This window comes from Pseudonocardia sp. GCM10023141 (assembly GCF_042653605.1).
In genome coordinates this window covers 107,722-124,942 of record NZ_JBHSIR010000026.1, presented here as the reverse complement: position 1 = coordinate 124,942, position 17,221 = coordinate 107,722, and the positions used below count along the sequence as shown (strand labels likewise).

General features: G+C 71.8%; 17 protein-coding genes. 9 read left to right on the top strand and 8 right to left on the bottom strand.

Annotated elements, in window-relative coordinates:
- Positions 1-121: 121 nt before the first annotated feature.
- From infA to ACFPFQ_RS14685, 3 genes are all read right to left on the bottom strand, one after another.
- Positions 122-346 carry a translation initiation factor IF-1 gene (infA, locus tag ACFPFQ_RS14695; protein WP_379618919.1) on the bottom strand — a complete coding sequence of 75 codons (225 nt, stop codon included), beginning with the start codon at positions 344-346 and terminating at the stop codon, positions 122-124.
- Positions 343-1,149 (bottom strand): GNAT family N-acetyltransferase, encoded by an 807-nt coding sequence (locus ACFPFQ_RS14690; RefSeq protein WP_379618917.1) that lies wholly within the window; start codon positions 1,147-1,149, stop codon positions 343-345. Before ACFPFQ_RS14690 ends, infA begins: the two co-directional genes overlap by 4 nt.
- Before the next feature lie 221 nt (positions 1,150-1,370).
- Positions 1,371-2,264, bottom strand: a complete 894-nt coding sequence (locus tag ACFPFQ_RS14685) for an alpha/beta fold hydrolase (protein WP_379618915.1) — start codon at positions 2,262-2,264, stop codon at positions 1,371-1,373.
- A gap of 87 nt (positions 2,265-2,351) precedes the next feature.
- On the opposite strand from ACFPFQ_RS14685, the gene ACFPFQ_RS14680 reads away from it, so the two are divergent.
- The 5 genes from ACFPFQ_RS14680 (at position 2,352) to ACFPFQ_RS14660 (ending at position 5,521) form a co-directional block, all read left to right on the top strand.
- Positions 2,352-3,074, top strand: a complete 723-nt coding sequence (locus ACFPFQ_RS14680; RefSeq protein ID WP_379618914.1) for a TetR/AcrR family transcriptional regulator — start codon at positions 2,352-2,354, stop codon at positions 3,072-3,074.
- A gap of 213 nt (positions 3,075-3,287) precedes the next feature.
- Entirely contained in the window at positions 3,288-3,434 is a 147-nt protein-coding gene (locus ACFPFQ_RS14675) for a hypothetical protein (protein WP_379618912.1), read from the top strand.
- A 74-nt stretch (positions 3,435-3,508) separates the two neighbouring features.
- Complete coding sequence (locus ACFPFQ_RS14670) at positions 3,509-3,688, top strand: ribbon-helix-helix domain-containing protein (RefSeq protein ID WP_379618910.1); 180 nt, start codon at positions 3,509-3,511, stop codon at positions 3,686-3,688.
- A gap of 1 nt (position 3,689) precedes the next feature.
- Positions 3,690-4,034 (top strand): VOC family protein, encoded by a 345-nt coding sequence (locus tag ACFPFQ_RS14665; RefSeq protein WP_379618908.1) that lies wholly within the window; start codon positions 3,690-3,692, stop codon positions 4,032-4,034.
- Between the two features lie 8 nt (positions 4,035-4,042).
- Positions 4,043-5,521: an MFS transporter gene (locus tag ACFPFQ_RS14660; protein ID WP_379618906.1), complete on the top strand. Its 1,479-nt coding sequence runs from the start codon at positions 4,043-4,045 to the stop codon at positions 5,519-5,521.
- Here ACFPFQ_RS14660 and ACFPFQ_RS14655 read toward each other — a convergent pair.
- From ACFPFQ_RS14655 to ACFPFQ_RS14640, 4 genes are all read right to left on the bottom strand, one after another.
- Positions 5,506-6,663: a TetR/AcrR family transcriptional regulator gene (locus ACFPFQ_RS14655; RefSeq protein WP_379618904.1), complete on the bottom strand. Its 1,158-nt coding sequence runs from the start codon at positions 6,661-6,663 to the stop codon at positions 5,506-5,508. The two genes, ACFPFQ_RS14660 and ACFPFQ_RS14655, sit on opposite strands and share 16 nt — an antisense overlap.
- Complete coding sequence (thrS, locus tag ACFPFQ_RS14650) at positions 6,663-7,910, bottom strand: threonine--tRNA ligase (protein ID WP_379618902.1); 1,248 nt, start codon at positions 7,908-7,910, stop codon at positions 6,663-6,665. The genes ACFPFQ_RS14655 and thrS overlap by 1 nt, the downstream gene beginning before the upstream one ends.
- A gap of 197 nt (positions 7,911-8,107) precedes the next feature.
- Entirely contained in the window at positions 8,108-8,473 is a 366-nt protein-coding gene (locus tag ACFPFQ_RS14645; RefSeq protein WP_379618900.1) for a DsrE family protein, read from the bottom strand.
- A gap of 87 nt (positions 8,474-8,560) precedes the next feature.
- Positions 8,561-10,135, bottom strand: a complete 1,575-nt coding sequence (locus tag ACFPFQ_RS14640; protein ID WP_379618898.1) for an HD domain-containing phosphohydrolase — start codon at positions 10,133-10,135, stop codon at positions 8,561-8,563.
- A gap of 141 nt (positions 10,136-10,276) precedes the next feature.
- Between ACFPFQ_RS14640 and ACFPFQ_RS14635 the strand changes: the two genes are divergently transcribed.
- The 4 genes from ACFPFQ_RS14635 (at position 10,277) to ACFPFQ_RS14620 (ending at position 14,842) form a co-directional block, all read left to right on the top strand.
- Complete coding sequence (locus ACFPFQ_RS14635) at positions 10,277-10,672, top strand: hypothetical protein (RefSeq protein WP_379618896.1); 396 nt, start codon at positions 10,277-10,279, stop codon at positions 10,670-10,672.
- Between the two features lie 127 nt (positions 10,673-10,799).
- Entirely contained in the window at positions 10,800-12,371 is a 1,572-nt protein-coding gene (locus ACFPFQ_RS14630) for an ArnT family glycosyltransferase (RefSeq protein ID WP_379618894.1), read from the top strand.
- Between the two features lie 119 nt (positions 12,372-12,490).
- Positions 12,491-14,218, top strand: coding sequence for a lipoxygenase family protein (locus ACFPFQ_RS14625; protein WP_379618892.1), 1,728 nt, complete (start codon positions 12,491-12,493; stop codon positions 14,216-14,218).
- Positions 14,219-14,227: 9 nt separating this feature from the next.
- Positions 14,228-14,842 carry a hypothetical protein gene (locus tag ACFPFQ_RS14620; RefSeq protein WP_379618890.1) on the top strand — a complete coding sequence of 205 codons (615 nt, stop codon included), beginning with the start codon at positions 14,228-14,230 and terminating at the stop codon, positions 14,840-14,842.
- An 88-nt stretch (positions 14,843-14,930) separates the two neighbouring features.
- Here the strand turns inward: ACFPFQ_RS14620 and ACFPFQ_RS14615 are convergent, their stop codons facing one another.
- Positions 14,931-17,117 carry an FtsX-like permease family protein gene (locus ACFPFQ_RS14615; protein WP_379618888.1) on the bottom strand — a complete coding sequence of 729 codons (2,187 nt, stop codon included), beginning with the start codon at positions 17,115-17,117 and terminating at the stop codon, positions 14,931-14,933.
- Positions 17,118-17,221: the final 104 nt, after the last annotated feature.

Below are 17,221 nucleotides of genomic sequence, written 5' to 3'. Positions count from 1 at the left end.
TCGGTCACGCGCTTCGAAGCCTGCTCCCGGAGGGTGCCACAGGGGGGCACCGTGCTGGGCGCCCGGGGAACGAGCGGTACCGGCAGCCGCCCGGCCGCCGGTACCGCACCCGGTCAGGCCACTACGTCCGGTACCGGAACAGGATCCGGCCCCGGTCCAGGTCGTACGGGCTGAGCTCGACGAGCACCCGGTCGAGAAGCACGATCTTGATGTAGTGCTTCCGGATCTTCCCGCTGATGTGCGCGAGCACCTTGTGCCCGTTCTCGAGCTCCACCCTGAAGGTGGCGTTGGGCAGGCAGTCGACGACCGTGCCCTCGACCTCGATGGCTCCTGCTGTCTTCGTCATGCGCCACGCATCATTTCCACAGCGCTGCTCACGTGCTGCGCGCCGATGCCCTCGAACAGCGCCGACGCGGCGGTGTTGCGCTCGTCCACCTCTGCCGACGCCGTCTCGACCCCGCCGCGGTGCAGCGCACCCAGCACCTCGGCCAGCATCGCCCGGGCGATGCCGCGGCCGCGTCGATCCTCTCGGACCGCGACCAATCCGATCCGCGCGTGCCGGCGGCGCGCCACGACCCGGACCAGCCCCACGTACCGATCGGCGGCCTCGGCCACCACGTACTTCGACGGGTCCAGCGGAGCCCCGTGCGGCCGAACCAGTACCTCGGCGGGCATCGAGTCCCAACCTGCCCGAGCATCGACCTCCGCGCGGACCGCCTCGTACACCTCGCGCAGCGCGGGCTCCCGCGCCGCTCCGAGGCCCAGGATCGTCACCCCCCGCGGCGCCGCGGTGGTGTCGAGCCCGGTGGCCGTCGGGTCGGTGGCGAGGAGGTACTCGCGTTCCCGGCGCCGGACCGTGAGCCCGGCCCGCGCCCAGCGGGCCGTCAGATCGTGGTCGGCCTCGTCGACCAACGTGTACAGCGGGCTCGGCAGGTCTGCCAGCATCGCGGTCACGAGCCGGTCGAAGACCGGTCCGTGCCACGTGTCGATGCTGAGGAAGACCCGCCCGTCGGGCCGACGGGCGGCCTCGCCGTGGCCGATCGCCACGCCGTCCGCCGCCGCCCGCCACCGCAGGTCGTCCACCCGGGTGATCACCGCGTGCCTGCCGACGGTGGGGGGTGCGCCCGCGCTGAACTGCACGGATTCCATAGGTTTCGCCTCTCAGGAGTGCCTGGTGGGAGGCGCTCCTGGCGACCTTCGAGTCAATCGCCCGATCGTGACGGAGAGGGGAGCACCCACGTGCGTTCAACGAGCATGGGTCTCACCTCCACCGGCCGGGTCGCGATCGCCCGCAAGGTATCAGCGCGGGCCCCCTGCCCCGCCACCCGTTTTCGGGCCGCTCGACGTTCGGGGGCGACGGCACCCGGTACCTACTCGGCGTCGAGGAACGCGATCGCGGTCGCGGGGAACAGCGGTGAGTCCACGATGTCGTAGTGGGTGGTCCCGGGCAGGATCGAGAGCGCGTGGCCACCCTTCGGGCGGCCGTCACCGGTCCAGCCACCGTCGCGGAGGCCGCCGTCGAGCAGACCGAAGACCTCGACGTAGTGGCTCGGCGGTGCCATGTCGGCATCGGCGGCCATGATCAGCGTGGGGACCTGGAGGCCGCGGACGTCGTCGTCGAAGTCGAAGTCCTGCGCCATCGACTCGCCTGCCTTGTCCAGCAGCTTCCCGAAGTTCTCCGGGTGCGGCGCCACGCGCTGGTAGAGCTCGTACATCGGGGTCTGCTTCATGAACTCGGCCGCTGCCGCGTTCACCTGGCCCTGCTGGGCGCGCATCTCCGGGTAGATGGCGTCCGACCGGGTGTTGGCCGACACCGCGACCAGCCTGCGGACGGCCGCCGGGTGTCGCACCGCGGTCTGCAGGGCGACGCCGCCGCCGAGTGAGAAGCCCACGACGTCGGGCCGGTCCAGCCCGAGGTGCTCGATCAGCGCGCCGATGTCGTCGGCCATCAGCCGGACGTCGAGGGGGCGGTCGATGTCGGCGGTGCGTCCGTGTCCCTGCAGGTCGGGAAGGATCACCTGGTGGTCCTTGGCGAACAGGTCCAGGTTCGGTCCGAACATCTCACCCGATCCCAGGCCGCCGTGCAGCAGGATCATCGGCCGCCCGCTCCCGTGCGTCTCGAAGTACATGTTCAGGCCGTTGACCTCGGCGTACTGGCCCGTCCCCGCCGTGTCGCCGATCCTGGTCGATGTAGTCATGTCGCTCGTCCTCGCCTGCTCGTCGAAACCGTCGACAGGGAGACCGAGATCCGATGCGGAACTCATCGGCGAAGTCTCCACGAATCCGGGATCCGGTTCGCGAACTAAGTTCTCGTTCTGGAACGTCGTTCGTCACTGGGTACTCTCGTCGGCATGGCTGTTGATCCGAGGCAACGTCGCGCCGCCCGGCACGCCCAGCCGGCCACCGCTGCCCCGCGGCAGGCGCGCCGCAAGCCGCCGATCACCGTCGACCGGATCATCGACGCCGCGCTCGAGGTCGTGGCCTCCTCGGGCTACGACGCTCTGACGATGCGCAGCGTCGCCGGTGCGCTCGACACCGGGCCTGCCTCGCTGTACGCGCACGTCGTCAACAAGGCCGACATCGATGAGCTGATCGTCGGATGGCTCTGCGCCCAGCTCGTCCTGCCCGAGCCCGATCCCGCAACATGGCGCGCGCAGATCGTCGACGTGTGCGCCCAGATCCGCGATCGGTTCCTGGCCTATCCCGGCATCTCCCGCGCCGCGCTCGCCATGGTCTCCACCCACCTCGACGTGCTGCGCGTCAACGAAGGCATGCTGGCCATCGTCCTCGCCGGTGGCATCGAACCGCAGACGGCGGCCTGGGCGATCGACGCGCTCTGGCTCTACGTCAGCGCATACGCGCTGGAGAGGTCGCTGGTCACCCAGCGGCCGGGCCAGGAGGATGACGACCGAGTCATCGGCCGCGACGAGTTGATCAGCCGGCTCACCGCGCTGCCCGCCGACCGGTTCCCCCAGATCAGACGCTATGCGGCCGAGTTGACCTCCGGTACGGGGCATGAGCGGTTCGACTTCACCCTCGGCCTGCTCGTCGACAACCTCGCCCAGCGCCGGTGATGATCACGACGCGTTGCAGGCCGTCGCGTCGGATGCGGGCGCGCCTCGTGACCTGATCGTGCGTGACTGATCATGGATCGCGCTGACCACGACCTCGTAGAGGTCAGGGCTGCTCGGGAACTCCTCGAGTCCGGGGAGGGTGACGACGCGACGGAACTCCGCGCCCAGGTGGGCGGCCCGGAACGCGGCGAGCGAGGCCGTCGGCAGCGAAGGATGAGACCGGAGGACGAGACGGGCCGGTTTCGCCAGCGACGGCGCACGCGCGCCGCGATCGTGGCGGCGGCCGCCGAGCTCCTGCGGAGTGGGGCGACACCCTCGGTGGCCGACATCGCCGAGGCCGGCGAGGTGCTCGCTCCGTAGCGATCCCCGCGGATGTGGCGGGGCTCGTGCCTGCCCTTCTCGACGCTAGCTGATTAGAATGCTAGCATCCTAAAGTGCCTGACGAGGACGTCAAACAGTTCAACGTGTACCTGCCGGTGGGGCTGATCAAGCAGCTCAAGCACCACGCCATCGAGGAGGGCCTGTCCCTCTCGGCGCTGGTCGCCGCGGCGCTGCGGGCCTACCTCGACGACACCCACGGGCAGGACGAGTCATCGCTGGAGAAGGGGAACTGAGATGTCGACAGCAGGGATCGAGGCCGTCTTCCTGACGACCCACAACTGGGGCCGGTCCGCGAAGTTCTTCCAGTCAATGGGATACGAGGTGGAGTTCTCGACCGACGACGGCTCGGGCCTGCTCCGCAACGGCAGCGGCCCCTACCTCGTGCTCTCCGAGGTCCCCGAGACCCAGGAGCCGCAGTCGCAGATCGTCCTGAAGGTCGCCGACGCCGACGCGTTCCGTGCCGGTCCCGGCGTCGAGGTGGTCACGCCGTTCGAGGACACCCACTACGGGACGCGGGAGATGACCGTCCGCGATCCCGACGGGCGGCTGTGGAGCCTGCAGGCTCCCGGCAAGGACTGAGCGTCGCGATGGCGCTCGAGGGGGCCGCCGCGCCGGGAGTCGCGGCGCGGCGCGGTCTGGGCATGTTCGTCGTGATGATCGGGGTGCTCATCTCGGCGGTCGACGGCACGATCGTGGTGCTCGCGCTCCCCGCGATCCAGGACGACCTGGCCATGTCGCTGTCGTCCGTCACCTGGGTGGTCGTGAGCTACCTGCTGGTCGTGACCGTGCTCGCCACCCAGGTGGGCAGGCTCGGCGACATGTACGGCAGGGTCCGGATGTACCAGGCCGGGTTCCTGGTCTTCGTGATCGGGTCGCTGCTGTGCGCGCTGGCCTGGAACGCGGCGGCCATCATCGCCTTCCGCATCGTCGAGGGGGTCGGTGCGGCCCTGATCGCCGCCAACAGCGGCGCGATCATCTCCGAGCTGTACCCGCCTGCCGAGCGCGGCCGCGCGTACGGGTTCAACGCGTTCGGTTGGTCGGTGGGATCGGTGCTCGGCGTGCTGCTCGGCGGGGTGATCGTCACCTACGTCTCGTGGCGGTGGATCTTCTGGATCAACCTGCCGATCGGCGCGCTCGCGCTGGTGCTCGCGGTGCGGGTGCTGCGCGACCGTGGCGAGCGGGTCCGCAGGCGGCTCGACCCGGTCGGCATGATCACGTTGGGGCTGGGCCTGTTCGGAGTGCTGTGGGCGATGACGGGGCTGGCCGCGCAGCCGTGGGGTGGCACCCAGCTCGCCTTCCTGCTCGGCGGCGCGGCAATGCTCGTGGCGTTCGTGCTCATCGAGCGGCGCCAGGCCGAGCCGACGCTCGACCTCTCCCTGTTCCGCATCCCCGCGGTGACACCCTCGCTGCTGGCCTCGCTGCTGCAGGGCCTGGCCAGCTTCGCCGTGCTGTTCCTGGTGATCATGTACCTGCAGGGGCCGCGCGGGCTCAGTCCGATCGACGCGTCGTTGCTGATGCTGCCCGGCTACGTGGTCGGTGCCGCGGTGGGCCCGTTCGCGGGGCGCCTCGCCGACCGGTGGGGGCCGGTGCTCCCGGCCACCGCCGGGCTGGCCGTCTCGGCCGTCGCGCTCGTCGTCTTCGCCCTGATGACCACCACCAGCAGCCTGTGGCTGCCCGCCATCGGCAACGTGGTGATCATGATCGGCGGCAGCCTCTTCTACCCGGCCAACAGCTCCGCGGTGATGAAGGCGTCGCCGCCGGGCCGGCTCGGGATCGCGTCCGGCGTGCTCAGGACGTTCGCCAGCATCGGCATGGTGTTCTCGTTCACCACCGCCATCCTGGTGGCGGCCGACTCCGTTCCGCGCAGCACGGCGTTCGCCATCTTCGTCGGCAGCACCACCCTGGACGGGCCGCTCGCCGTCGCGTTCACCGACGGTCTCAGCACCGCCTTCTTCACCATGATGGGCGTGATGGCGCTTGCCGCCGTGCTGTCCGCGTTCCGCGGCCGGGCCGGCTCGCCGCAGCGCCGGCCTGACGGCCGAGCCGGTGGTCAGGTTCCTGCCTGAGTACCGCCACCCGCCGCTGCGGTGGCCGCCGCGTGGGCGGCACCGCGGCCCTGGGCCCTGGCGATGATCGCACCGTCCTTGATGCGGACCGCAGCCTCCGTCGCGTCGTCGGGGTCCGGGACGTCCGCGGCGGCGGCGATCAACCCGCCGTCATCGACGACGACGCGCAGGCGCGGCTGGTCGATCGGGGCGAACACCCGACGCAGGCTGCCCGCGATGTCGGTGAGGCGCAGCCGCACGAGCCGTCCGACCTCGGCGTGATCGGCGGTGACCACGACCACCGTGACGCGGTCGCCGGGGCGCGCGGCCCGCACGGCCTCCTCGGCGGCCGCCAGCCGCTGGGTGCCGAGCACGGCGAGCACCCCGTCGCTGCCGAGACCGATCGGACGCCCGCTGATCTGGTCCGACACGTCCGGTGGCGGGGTCCAGGCGTCGCGGCACGGTTCGGCGGGCGTGACGAACGGCAGGTACGGCGGGTCCCAGATGTCGGGGAGATCGAGACCGTCCAGGTGCTCGCACGCGGCCGCCACGTCGAAGGGATCGCCGAAGGCTGCTGCGGACTCGGCGAGGTGGCCCACGCCGTCGAGCAGCGTCAGCACGAGCTCGGCCAGCCGCACCCGGCGTTCCACCCGGCTGCGCGTGCGCGCGCAGGACTCGAGCGCGAGCGCGAACAGCAGCGACTCCAGCCGGGTGAGCTGCGCGAGCGCCGTGCGGGCCGGTTCGTCGTCGAGGACGCCGGTCAGCGAGCGCAGTTGCAGGTGCCCGTGTGCGGGGGTGTCGCCGAACAGGGGCAGCCGTTCCAGCCAGACCCGCGCGAACGCACCCAGTGCGGCCGCCGGCTCCGTCACCCCCGCCGGCGCCTGTTCCGCTGCGCGCTGCTCGGGTCCGTCCCGTTCCACGATGTCGAGCAGCACGGCCAGGTAGAGGGCCCGCTTGCTCGGGAAGTTCGAGTAGACCGCACCTCGGGTCAGCTCGGCGCGCTCGGCGATCCGGTCGACCCGGGCCTCGGTGTAGCCGTGCTCGGCGAACTCCGCGTGGGCCGCGGCGCGCACCGCGGCCCGGGTGCGTTGCTGCTGCTGCGCCCGGTTCAGCCGGACCATGGCGACTCCCCACATCGTCTCGGTGCCCGACGATACCGACATCACCCGGATGCTGGAGACATCCGGGCGCGGGACCGGACGGTGTGCACGACCCGGTCGACGGCGACGGCCACCGGAAGTGGCTCGTGCTCCCCGCTGCCGCGTGACCGCAGCGAGACCAGCCCGTCGGCGGCCTCCCTGCCGCCGATCACGGCCAGGTACGGCACGCGGCGATGGGATCGGATCCGGGCGCCGAGCGAGCCGCGGTCCGGTCCCGCGATCTCGGCGCGCAGGTCGGCATCGAGCAGCCGGTCGAGCAGGGCTCCGGCGGCCGGGAGCTGATCGTCGCCGATCGGCATCACCACGACCTGGACCGGTGCGAGCCACGCCGGGAAGGCGCCCTGGTGGATGTCGATGAGGTGGGCGACGAGGCGTTCCATGCTGCCGACGATGCTGCGATGGATCATCACCGGCTGCTTCCGGTGCTGCTCGGCGTCGAGGTAGGCCAGGTCGAAGCGGCGCGGTTGGAAGTAGTCGAGCTGGACGGTCGACAGGGTGGACTCGCGCCCGGCCGGGTCCACGATCTGCACGTCGATCTTGGGTCCGTAGAAGGCGCCCTCACCCGACGCGGACTCGTACTCGAGGCCGCGCCGGTCCAGCACGGCGGCCAGCGCCTGCTCGCCCCGGTCCCACATGGCGGCGTCGTCGACGTACTTGTCGGACTCGCCGCGCAGCGAGAGGCGGTAGCGGTGACCGCTGATGCCCAGGTCGCGGTAGGCGCGCTCGATGAGGTCGAGCACGGCGTCGACCTCGGCGGCCACCTGGTCGGGCCGGGCGAAGATGTGGGCGTCGTTGAGCTGGGGCGATCGCACCCGGCTCAGCCCCAGCAGCACGCCGGACGGCTCGTGGCGGAACATCGGTCCGAGCTCGGCCAGCCGCAACGGCAGGTCGCGATGGCTGCGGGACCGGGACCGGTAGATCAGGGCGTGCCCGGGGCAGAGGCTGGGGCGCAGGATGAGCTCGGCCTCGCCGTCCGGGATGGGGGCGAACATGTCCTCGCGGTAGTGCTCCAGGTGCCCGGAGATCTCGAAGAGGCCCCGCTTGGCCAGCACGGGGGAGTAGACGCGGGAGTAGCCGGCACGGTGTTCGAGTCCGCGCACGTAGTCCTCGACACTCGACCGGATCGCGGCTCCAGCGGGCAGCCAGTAGGGCAGTCCGGCGCCGATGAGCGGGTCGGAGCCGAAGAGGTCGAGCTCGCGACCGAGGCTGCTGTGCCCGATCGGTGCGCCGAGGTCGTTGCTGCTGTTCATCGGTGTTCCCTTCAGTGGTGCCGGGGAACGACCCATGACAAAGCCCCGGGGTCGGTCACCCCGGGGCTTCGCTGGCGCGCGCTCACATGGCCGGGATGTTCTCCGGCGTCGTCGTGATCGCAGCGTTTCGCATGGTGCGAGACGGTAGCCCGGTTCCGGACGGCCGTCGCGCGCATTTCGGTGTGTCAGAGGCCCGGTCAGAAGCTGAAGGTGGTGGCACCCTCGTCACCGATCCACTCCCACAGCGGCACCGTGCCGGCCACCTCGGCGCCGTCGACGAGCGCGCCGGCGTCGAGCTTCTTGGCGTTGACGCAGATGGGGCAGGCGAAGTAGCGCCCGCCCGCCTTCCGGTAGCGCTCCAGCAGGTCGGCCAGCGGTGGGCAGCCCTCACATGCCGTGGCCACCGCCGCGCCCGGCACCACCAGCCGCACGGCCTCCTTGCTGAGGAACATCACCGTCGGACGGCCCTGTTCGGCTGCGGCGACGCCGGTCAGGAACGCCACCGTCACGCGCTCGGGGTCCTCCAGGCCGGTCGCCAGGTTGATGACTGCTTTGCCGTTCACGGTTCCTCCAGGTGCACCCACCGGCCCTGGTGGCCGGGGTGAACCCACGCTAGGAACGCCGGGTGGCCGTGTCGTGAGGAGTTCTCCTCATGTCTCGAGCGGCTCCAGGCTCCGGAGCAGGCCGTGCTGCATCGCGAACAGCGCCGCCGCGGCACGCGTGCTCGCGCCGATCTTGAGGTAGATGCGCTCGATGTGGTTGCCTGCGGTCTTCGGCGCGATGCCGAGCCGGGTCGCGATCTGGCGGGTGGACGCGGCCCTGGCCAGCAGCACCAGCACCTCGACCTCGCGGACCGTGAGACCGGCCGGTCCACCTGCCGCGCGCCGCGTCCGGTGCCCCGCGCAGCCCAGCACGGCCTCGACGGCCGCCGGCTCCAGCCGCCCGGCCCTGGCCTGGGACCGCAGCTCGGCCGCGGCCGCGGCGGGCGCATGGGCATCGCGGTGCGGGCGCGGCTCGGTCATCGCGTGGTAGCAGTCGGCAGCGGCGAGCAGCCGGGCGGTCGCCGGGAGTGCGGCCGCGCCGAGCCCGCGGTGGTACCCCGAGCCGTCGAGTCGTTCGTACGCGAGCGCCGCGATCGACGCCGCATCGCCCAGTGTCGGGACGCGCCGCAGCATCCGGTCGGTGTAGTAGGCGTGCAGCTCGACCCGCTCCCGCTCCACGGCCGTCAGCGCAGCCGCCTTGTCCCAGATCGTGTTGGGGACACCGGCGCGACCGAGGTCGTGCAGCAGCCCGGCGCGGCGGACCACGAGCACCTCGGCCGCCGGCAGCCCGACGTGCGCAGCGGCGGCAGCCGCCAGATCGGCGACGCCGCGGGAGTGGCCTGCGAACCAGGGTGACTTGAGATCGACGAAGTCGGCCAGCGCCTCGAGCCCGGCATCGAGCGCCGGCCCGGTCAACGTCTGCGCCGCGGGATCGGCGGCGATCAGCTCCGGCCAGCTGGACTCCACCGGCAGGCTCTCGAGCACCGCGGCTCCGTGGCGGTCGAACGCGGCGACGACCGCTGGGTCCAGCGCGGTGCCGCTGCGGCGCCGGATCACCTCCAGTGCGGCGGCCGTCCCGCCGCGGCGGTGGTGCACCTCTGCGAGGTCGGCGACGTGCACGACCCGCGTCGCGACATCGATGTCGGTGCCCCGCACCCCGGCGGGCGTACCGCGTCCATCCCACCGCGTGAACGTCTGCGCCAGGCAGTGCAGCAGCCGGGCGCCGAGGCCGAGTCGCGTGGCCAGCAACCCCGTGACCTGGCAGTGCGCCACCAGTGACGCCTGCACCGTGCGTCCGGTCGTGCCCACCAGTCCGGCGACGGTGCGGGCCCGGTGCAGCACCGACCCGTGGGTGCCGGCCCGGCGCACGAGGTAGCGCAGCATCGGTGGGCTGCCGATCTCCACGTCGTACATCCCGGCCCGCAGTGTGATGTCGTCGCCGAAGCGCTCGGCGCTCTCGTGGGAGTCGGCGGTGCAGCCGATCCACGCCAGCAGTGCCAGGTAGTACACGGTCTCCCGGTCGGACGCGGTCAGCTGCATCCGCTCGGCGAGGCGGACCGCGATCAGGCTGGACCGGGTGAGGTGCTCCATCGGCTGGCCGAGCCCGAGATCGGCGGCGAGCGAGAGCATGCCGACCAGCTCGGCGACCGATGCCGTCACCGCGTCGCGTCCGGGGACGCCCATACCGGGAGTCTACGGGCCCCCTCGATCACAGGGCGGCCGATCCTCAGCGTCCGTTCAGCGGGCCCGTCCTATGGTCGATCCGTACTCGGACGATTGCTTCGGCCGAGCGTGGGAGGACACGAGATCGAAGGAGCCGGCGGGATGACAGCCGCACTGCGCCGCACCCGGCAGCTGCCGGGTCGGGCGACGTGGGCGGTCGTCGTGATCTCCGCGCTGCTGTTCTCGGTCTTCGCGGTCTGCTGCTGCCTCGAGGGGTCCGCGTCCGGTGGGCACCACCTCGCATCGACCGCCACCGTCGAGCACCCGGACGGGGTGGCGGTGAGCGCCGCCGGTGACAGCACCTCCGACCGCGACGCCGACTGCGACTCGCCCCCGCAGCACATCGGCATCGCGCCTGCGCCCGTTGCGGAGCCGGGTCTGGACATCGCCACCTCCGTGGACCGCACGGCTGCTGGTGATGTCGTGCTCCTCCCGGTGTTGCCCGTCATCAGCGACATCGGGCCGGCCCCCCACGTCCTCTGCGTGATGCGGACGTAGACCGAACGAGGTCTCTCGATCGTCGAGAGGTTCGCTGGTGGGTGGTCACACCGCCCCGAGGTCCCCTGTCACGCGTGAGCGCTCGTGTGTGGAGCGCTTTCGTCCTCTGTGCTGGAGCGTGTTGTTGATGTTGAGTTCGGACGGCCCCGGAACGGGCACCCTGGAGAAGGTGGGTCCGCCACCGATGGAGCCCTCGATGCCGCTGCGTGGCGATCGGCTGGGCCGCTTCGCGCTGGTCGTCGTCGGGATCGTCGCGGTGCTCTCGGTGGTGCGCGCCTTCCTCCCGATGGAGTTCCTCGGCGACATCTGGCGCCCAGCCGACACGGCGTCGATCGCGCACAACTTCTTCGTCGGCGGCATGCACCTGTTCGACCCGCAGATCGACTGGGGTGGCGCGGGTCCGGGTTACGTCGAGTCCGAGCTGCAACTGCTGCCGTGGCTGTCCGCGGTGCTGTACCACGTGTTCGGGGAGCACGCGTGGGTCGGCCGGCTGGTGTCACTCGCGTTCATGGCCATCGGGACGGGCACGTTCTGGGTGCTGGCACGGCGGCTGCTGCCGGGTGCGGCGGCCCGCTGGGCGCTCATCGCGTTCGTGGTCTCGCCCATGGTGATGACGTACGGCAACGCCTTCATGCCTGACCCGACGGTGCTCGCCTTCTACCTGCTGACGCTGCTGTTCTTCCACAAGTGGCTCACCGACGACCGCGGGATCTGGCTGGTGGCCACCGCGGTGGCCGCGTCGATCGCGGCGCTGGCCAAGCCGACGTCGCTGCACGTCTTCCTGATCCTGCTGATCTGGCTGCTGATCTCCGCGCGACCGCGGCTGCGCAGGCCGTCGCTCTACGTCGCCGGGGCCGTCGCCCTGATCGCGCCCGCTCTGTGGCTGTGGCATGCCCATGAGCTCTACGTGCAGTACGGCAACACGTTCGGGGTGATCTCCGGAGGCGACAGCAAGTTCGGCAACCTCGCCATCTGGACGTCGTCGCTGTTCTACACCGGCAACGTGTCCATCGAGGCCACGCTCGTCTACGGCATCGTTGGCGTCCCGCTGGCCGCGGTGGGTGCCTGGCTGGCATGGCGCGGTCGCGGTCCGGTGATCCTCGCTGCCGGGTTCCCGGCGCTGATCGTCTTCTACTTCGCGGTGGCCCGCTACAGCTCGGAACTGGGACCGCAGTACCACATCTTCTCGCTCCCGTTCGCCGCGATACTGGTGGGTATCGGGGTCGCGGGCATCGCGCAGTGGCTGCACGGTCGGGTGCCCGGACTGGTCCGAGGCGGGCTCGCCGTCGTCACCGTCGCGTTGCTCTTCGCCCAGAGCATGATCATTTTTGTGCAGTCGTTCCAGGACCACAGCGGCGTGTACGGGGTGTGCTCCGCGGAGCTGGCGCAGGTCTCGACACCGTCCGACCTCGTGGTGATCAGCACCACCAGCAACGCCGTAGACCGGGGCACGGCCAACAACTTCCAGGAACCGACGATCTTCTACCTGGCCGACCGGAAGGGCTGGAGCCTGGCCGCCGACCAGCACCAGCCGTCCTACCTCGAGTCCTACACGAAGCAGGGTGCGAAGTACTTCGTCGTCTACGCACCGCTGCTCGTGCCGGCCGGGAGCGAGCTCGCGGACTGGCTCGACACCAACGCGCAGCAGGTGCGCTCCGCCACCGATGACGGGTGCGACATCTGGGCGCTGCAGAAGTAGTGAAGCGGCAATCCCGCTGCGTAGAGTTGATCGAGAACGGTGGCCGGCGGGGCGGTCCCTGGGGAGCGGCCGTTCGTGCCTGAACGGCCGCTCCGGCGGCCCAGCCGAGGGAGCCCGCCGTGCCGGAATACCTGATCTCCCAGAACGATCCCCGCGGTGAGCGCGGCGAGCAGCTCGCCGAACTGCGCGGCGAGTACCGGTACAACATGGACTTCGGGTTCCCGGTGTCCGCGGCCATGGGCGATGCCGATGAGCCGGTGCTGGGCTGGCAGGTCAAGGCGCTCGCCAAGCAGGAGGAGACGCGGCTGAACCTGCTGCGGCTCAAGCGCCATGGCAGGTGGAACTTCGTCAACGACGTGCAGCCGCTGGCACCGCACCGGCTGGCCAAGCTCGTCCGGGACGGCGACATGGGTGGCATCGTCGAGTACTTCATGCCCCTGCCCGGCGGCGTCACCGGTGATCACCCGGACAAGACGATCAAGGCGTTCCAGGACGTGTTCGCCCTGCACGAGCAGCCTCCGGCCACGGCGGACTTCGAGTCCGACGAGTACTTCGCCGAGATGATGGTGGCCGGACCCGACCCCACGCGACTCGTGCGGATGGATCACGTGCCCGCGAAGTTCCCGATCACGTCCCGGCACCTCGGTGAGGATCTCGACCAGGCCCTCGCGGCCGGGCGCGTGTACTGGGTCGACTACGTCGACATGTCGGAGCTCGACAACGGCACCCATCCGCAGTCGCCGAAGTTCATGTACGCCCCGATGGCCGCGTTCTGCGTGCCGCGCGGCGGCGGGCCGCTGCGGCCGTTCGCCATCCAGTGCGGGCAGGACCCCGCAGGCCGCGACATCTACTCGCCCGCCGACGGCTACTCGTGGCGGCTGGCGCGCAACTGCGTGCTCGCCGCCCACAACACCTACCACGAGGTGCTCACCCACCTGGGGTTCACGCACCTGATGAGCGAGCCGGTGCTCATCGCAGCCGTGCGCAACCTCGCGGTCAACCATCCGGTCGCCGTGCTGCTGCGGCGCCACTTCGAAGGCACGATGTCGATCAACAAGCTCGCGGTGGAGCTGCTGATCCAGCCCGGCCGGGCGGTGGAGTACCTGATCGGCTCCGACCTGAAGAGCACCTACCCCTGGCTCGCCAAGCACCGCAGCCAGCACTCGTTCCGCGACAACTACCTGCCCACGCGGCTCGCGGCCACCCGCACCGACAGCGTCAGCCTGCTGCCGCACCACCCCTACCGCGATGACGGCATGCTGATCTGGAACGCCATCCACAGCTGGGTCACCGACTTCGTCGGCGGTTACTACCGCTCCGACGTCGACGTGCTCACCGACCACGAGCTGCAGTCATGGGCCGCGGAGGTCGGTGCGGCCGACGGCGGGCAGATCCGCGACTTCGGTGCCACCCCCGGCCAGATCGGCGATCGCCAGGACCTCGTCGAGATCCTCACGATGGTCGTCTGGACGGCCGGACCGCAGCACGCCGCGGTCAACTTCGCGCAGAAGGACCACATGGCGTTCCTGCCGGCCAACCCGCTCGCCGGGTTCACCGAGGAGCCCAAGGGCATGGGCCACACCGAGCGGGACTGGCTGGCGAACCTGCCACCGTTGGACGTCGCCGTGCAGCAGTCCTGCGTGATGAACTTCCTCGGATCGGTGCACCACACCGTGCTCGGTGACTACGGTGACGACTTCCGGTCCAGCGCGGTGGCGGCCCCGGCGCGCCGGTTCCGTACCGAGCTGGGCGCCGTCGAGGAGGAGATCGTGGCCCGCAACAAGCGCCGCTCGCGGTCCTACAACTACCTGCAGCCCTCGCTCATCCCCAACAGCACCAACATCTGAGGGCGCCCCGTGCGAACCGTCATGCGGGTGTGCTGTGCGGTGGTGCTCGCCGCAACGGTCGCCGGATGCGGCAGCGGCATCGCCGGGCACGGCGGCCCGGTCGATCCGACCGCCACGACGGTGCCGACAACCGGTGCCGCGGTGTCGACCACGGTCGTCGCCCCGGTCACCTCGAAGGCGCAGGCGCCCGCGGGTGTCCCGGCGGCGTTCGTCGACAACTGGACGCGGCACGTCACGGCGTTCGTGATCAGGGCCGACGGCACGGGCCACGCCACGCAACGCACCTACACCCCGTGTGGCACGTCGCCGGACTGCGCGTTCCAGTCGGATCTGAAGGTGGTGCCGGGCACGGGACCCGACACCGTGCTGATCACCTACGTCCGGGTCTCCTACCTCGGGGACAACGACGCGGTGATGCAGCTCTCCGCCGCCGACCACACCCAGCTGGATCCGTACTTCCCGCTCGCGGGCGAGCAGGCCACGGCCATCGTCGACGCCGGCGGCCGGCTGGTGGTGACGCCGCTGGGCCGGCTTGAACCCCCGCCCGGCACGCCGCCGTCCGACGGCGACACCTACTGCGGCCGGTCCACGAAGCCCGGCCAGACCGAACCCTGTGGGGCCTGACCGTCAAGGCAGCTGACGCACACCGCCAGGGGCTCGCGCACACCGTCAACGGTGTGCGCCGGCCCCTCACGATGTGCGTCAGGTCCGGCTAGTCCTGCAGTGCCCGGATCGGGGGGACGCGGCCGGCCCGTGCCGCCGGGACCGCTGCCGCCAGTACCGCCAGCAGCACGACACCCAGCACCAGCCCGCCGAGCGACGGCAATGCCGCGACGTCGAAGCCGTCGCCGACACCGAGCACCCGGGTGCCCATGACGCCGTACCCCGCGCCGAGCACGGCGCCGACCGCCGCGGCGCCCAGCCCGCTCAGCGCGGCCTCCCACGCCACCATCGCCCGCACCCCCGGCCGGGAGAGCCCGACGGCGCGCAGCAGCCCCGTCTCGCGGGTGCGCTCGGTGACCGAGAGCATCAGCGTGACCGCGACCCCCACCACCGCCACCAGCATCGTCATCCCGACGAGCGCGAGCCCGATCAGCCGCATCGTCAGGATCGCCGTCTCCACCTCGGAACGCACGTCCGCGGCGTACTGCACGATCACGCCGGGCCGCCCGGTCACGGCCGTCTCCACGGCGTGCCGGGCCGCGGCACCGTCCACGCCTGCGGCCGGGTCCACGTAGACCGATTGGCCGTCGGTCGTCACGACCACCAGCGCGGGGTCGGCGGCCAGGCGTTGCGCCATCCCCGGCAGGTCGGTGGCGCTGATCGCGATGTCGCCGGGGAACAGCGCGGCGACGCTGCGCTCCGACGCCGCCTCGGCCGAGGCGAGCGCCACGAGCAGCGCCGAGGTCAGCCCGACCCCGAGCGCGAGCACCGCGATGGTCGCCGCGGTGCGGCGGGGCACCTGCGTCGCGTTGGCGACGGCGAGCCTGCCGGGGCCGCGACCGACGGCCGCCACCGCCCGGCCCAGCGTGGCCGCGAGCGCGCGTACCAGCACCGGACCGGCCGCGACGAGCGCGGCGAAGGCCGTCATCCCGGAGGCGGCGAGCGTGATGGTGGCGACGACCATCGTGTCGGGCCCCCGCCCGATCCCCAGCGCGGCCACGGCGCCCGCGATGGCCACGGCGGCCGGCGCGCCCGCCGCCAGCAGTCGCCGACCGGGCGGTGGTGAGCCGGACTCACCCGCCGCGGCGGCGCTCAGCGCCGCGACCGGCGGGATCCGTGACGCCGCCAGCGCGGGCGCCAGCGCGGCGAGCACCGTCGCGAGCACCGCACCGAGCAGGCAGCCGGCCATGCCGGGCCACGACACCACGAGCGCAGGCACCGCGTCGATGCCCAGCGCGTGCGCGCCGCCCACCAGCCCGTACCCGCCGAGCACGGCGACCGCCACCCCGATCACGCCCGCGACCAGGCCCGACACCACCGCCTCCGCGAGCACCGCCCCGATCACCTGCCGCCGCCGGGCGCCGACGCAGCGCAGCAGCGCGAGCTGGGTGCGGCGCTGGGCGAGCACGATCCGGAACGTCGACGCGACGACGACCGCTGCCGCGACCACGGCGAGCCCCGCGAACGCCCCGACCCCGACGAGCACTGCGGTGGCGGCGCTCGATGCCTGCTGCGCCTCGGTCACGCGCTGGTCCGACGCGGTGCGGACCGCGGCGGGGGCGTGGATCGCGGACCCGATGCGCTCGACCAGCGTGGTGTCGTCGATGCCCGGTGCCGGGGCCACGTCGATCTGCTCCAGGCCCGCTCCCAGTGCCGCGATGGTGGCGGGGAAGCCGAGGAAGGTGTTGACACCGTCGATCGCGACGTCCACGACGGCGGTGACGACGACCGTGCGTGGTGTCCCGGTGCTCGACGCGACCGTGAGCATCGAGCCGGGGGCGAGTCCCGCCCGTCCCGCCGTCGCCTTGCCGACCACCACCTGGTCCGGCTCGGTGGGGAGGGTGCCGGTCACCGGCGGCGCGGTCAGCCGGGTCAGTGGGCCGGTCATCGGATCCGAGGACACCTCCCACTCGGTGGTCGGGCCCGCACCGCTGACCGGCAGCGCCGCCGTCCAGAACCCGACGGCACCCGCGGCCCCCGGCGCGGCGGCGACGGTCGCGACCAGCCGGGCGGGGTCGACCGGCGGTGTGGGCAGCAGGTCGGTGCGCACCACGGCAGCGGCGCCGCCGGGGGTTTCCTGGGTGCTCGCGCCGACGAACCCGCGCAGGCTGTCATTGAGCAGCAGCGTCCCGGCCGCGAAGGTCGTCGCCACCAGGATCGCCAGCCCGGTCAGGAACAGCCGGCCGGGCCGGCGCCGGGTCTCGGCGAGCAGAGCCGATGCCGCGGGGCCGATCATGCGGAGCACCGCGACGGCGGGGAGGGGAAGTCCATGCCGCAACGATCGCCCGCACCGCCCAGCTGGACCTCCCCCGCAGGTCAGAAGCCGGCCGGCCCGCCTCG

Excerpts from the sequence above, each read along its gene's own strand:
- infA (WP_379618919.1), bottom strand. The coding sequence starts at position 346 with ATGACGAAGACAGCAGGAGCCATCGAGGTCGAGGGCACGGTCGTCGAC.
- ACFPFQ_RS14690 (WP_379618917.1), bottom strand. The coding sequence starts at position 1,149 with ATGGAATCCGTGCAGTTCAGCGCGGGCGCACCCCCCACCGTCGGCAGG.
- ACFPFQ_RS14685 (WP_379618915.1), bottom strand. The coding sequence starts at position 2,264 with ATGAGTTCCGCATCGGATCTCGGTCTCCCTGTCGACGGTTTCGACGAG.
- ACFPFQ_RS14680 (WP_379618914.1), top strand. The coding sequence starts at position 2,352 with ATGGCTGTTGATCCGAGGCAACGTCGCGCCGCCCGGCACGCCCAGCCG.
- ACFPFQ_RS14675 (WP_379618912.1), top strand. The coding sequence starts at position 3,288 with ATGAGACCGGAGGACGAGACGGGCCGGTTTCGCCAGCGACGGCGCACG.
- ACFPFQ_RS14665 (WP_379618908.1), top strand. The coding sequence starts at position 3,690 with ATGTCGACAGCAGGGATCGAGGCCGTCTTCCTGACGACCCACAACTGG.
- ACFPFQ_RS14660 (WP_379618906.1), top strand. The coding sequence starts at position 4,043 with ATGGCGCTCGAGGGGGCCGCCGCGCCGGGAGTCGCGGCGCGGCGCGGT.
- ACFPFQ_RS14655 (WP_379618904.1), bottom strand. The coding sequence starts at position 6,663 with ATGTCGGTATCGTCGGGCACCGAGACGATGTGGGGAGTCGCCATGGTC.
- thrS (WP_379618902.1), bottom strand. The coding sequence starts at position 7,910 with ATGAACAGCAGCAACGACCTCGGCGCACCGATCGGGCACAGCAGCCTC.
- ACFPFQ_RS14640 (WP_379618898.1), bottom strand. The coding sequence starts at position 10,135 with ATGGGCGTCCCCGGACGCGACGCGGTGACGGCATCGGTCGCCGAGCTG.
- ACFPFQ_RS14635 (WP_379618896.1), top strand. The coding sequence starts at position 10,277 with ATGACAGCCGCACTGCGCCGCACCCGGCAGCTGCCGGGTCGGGCGACG.
- ACFPFQ_RS14630 (WP_379618894.1), top strand. The coding sequence starts at position 10,800 with ATGTTGAGTTCGGACGGCCCCGGAACGGGCACCCTGGAGAAGGTGGGT.
- ACFPFQ_RS14615 (WP_379618888.1), bottom strand. The coding sequence starts at position 17,117 with ATGATCGGCCCCGCGGCATCGGCTCTGCTCGCCGAGACCCGGCGCCGG.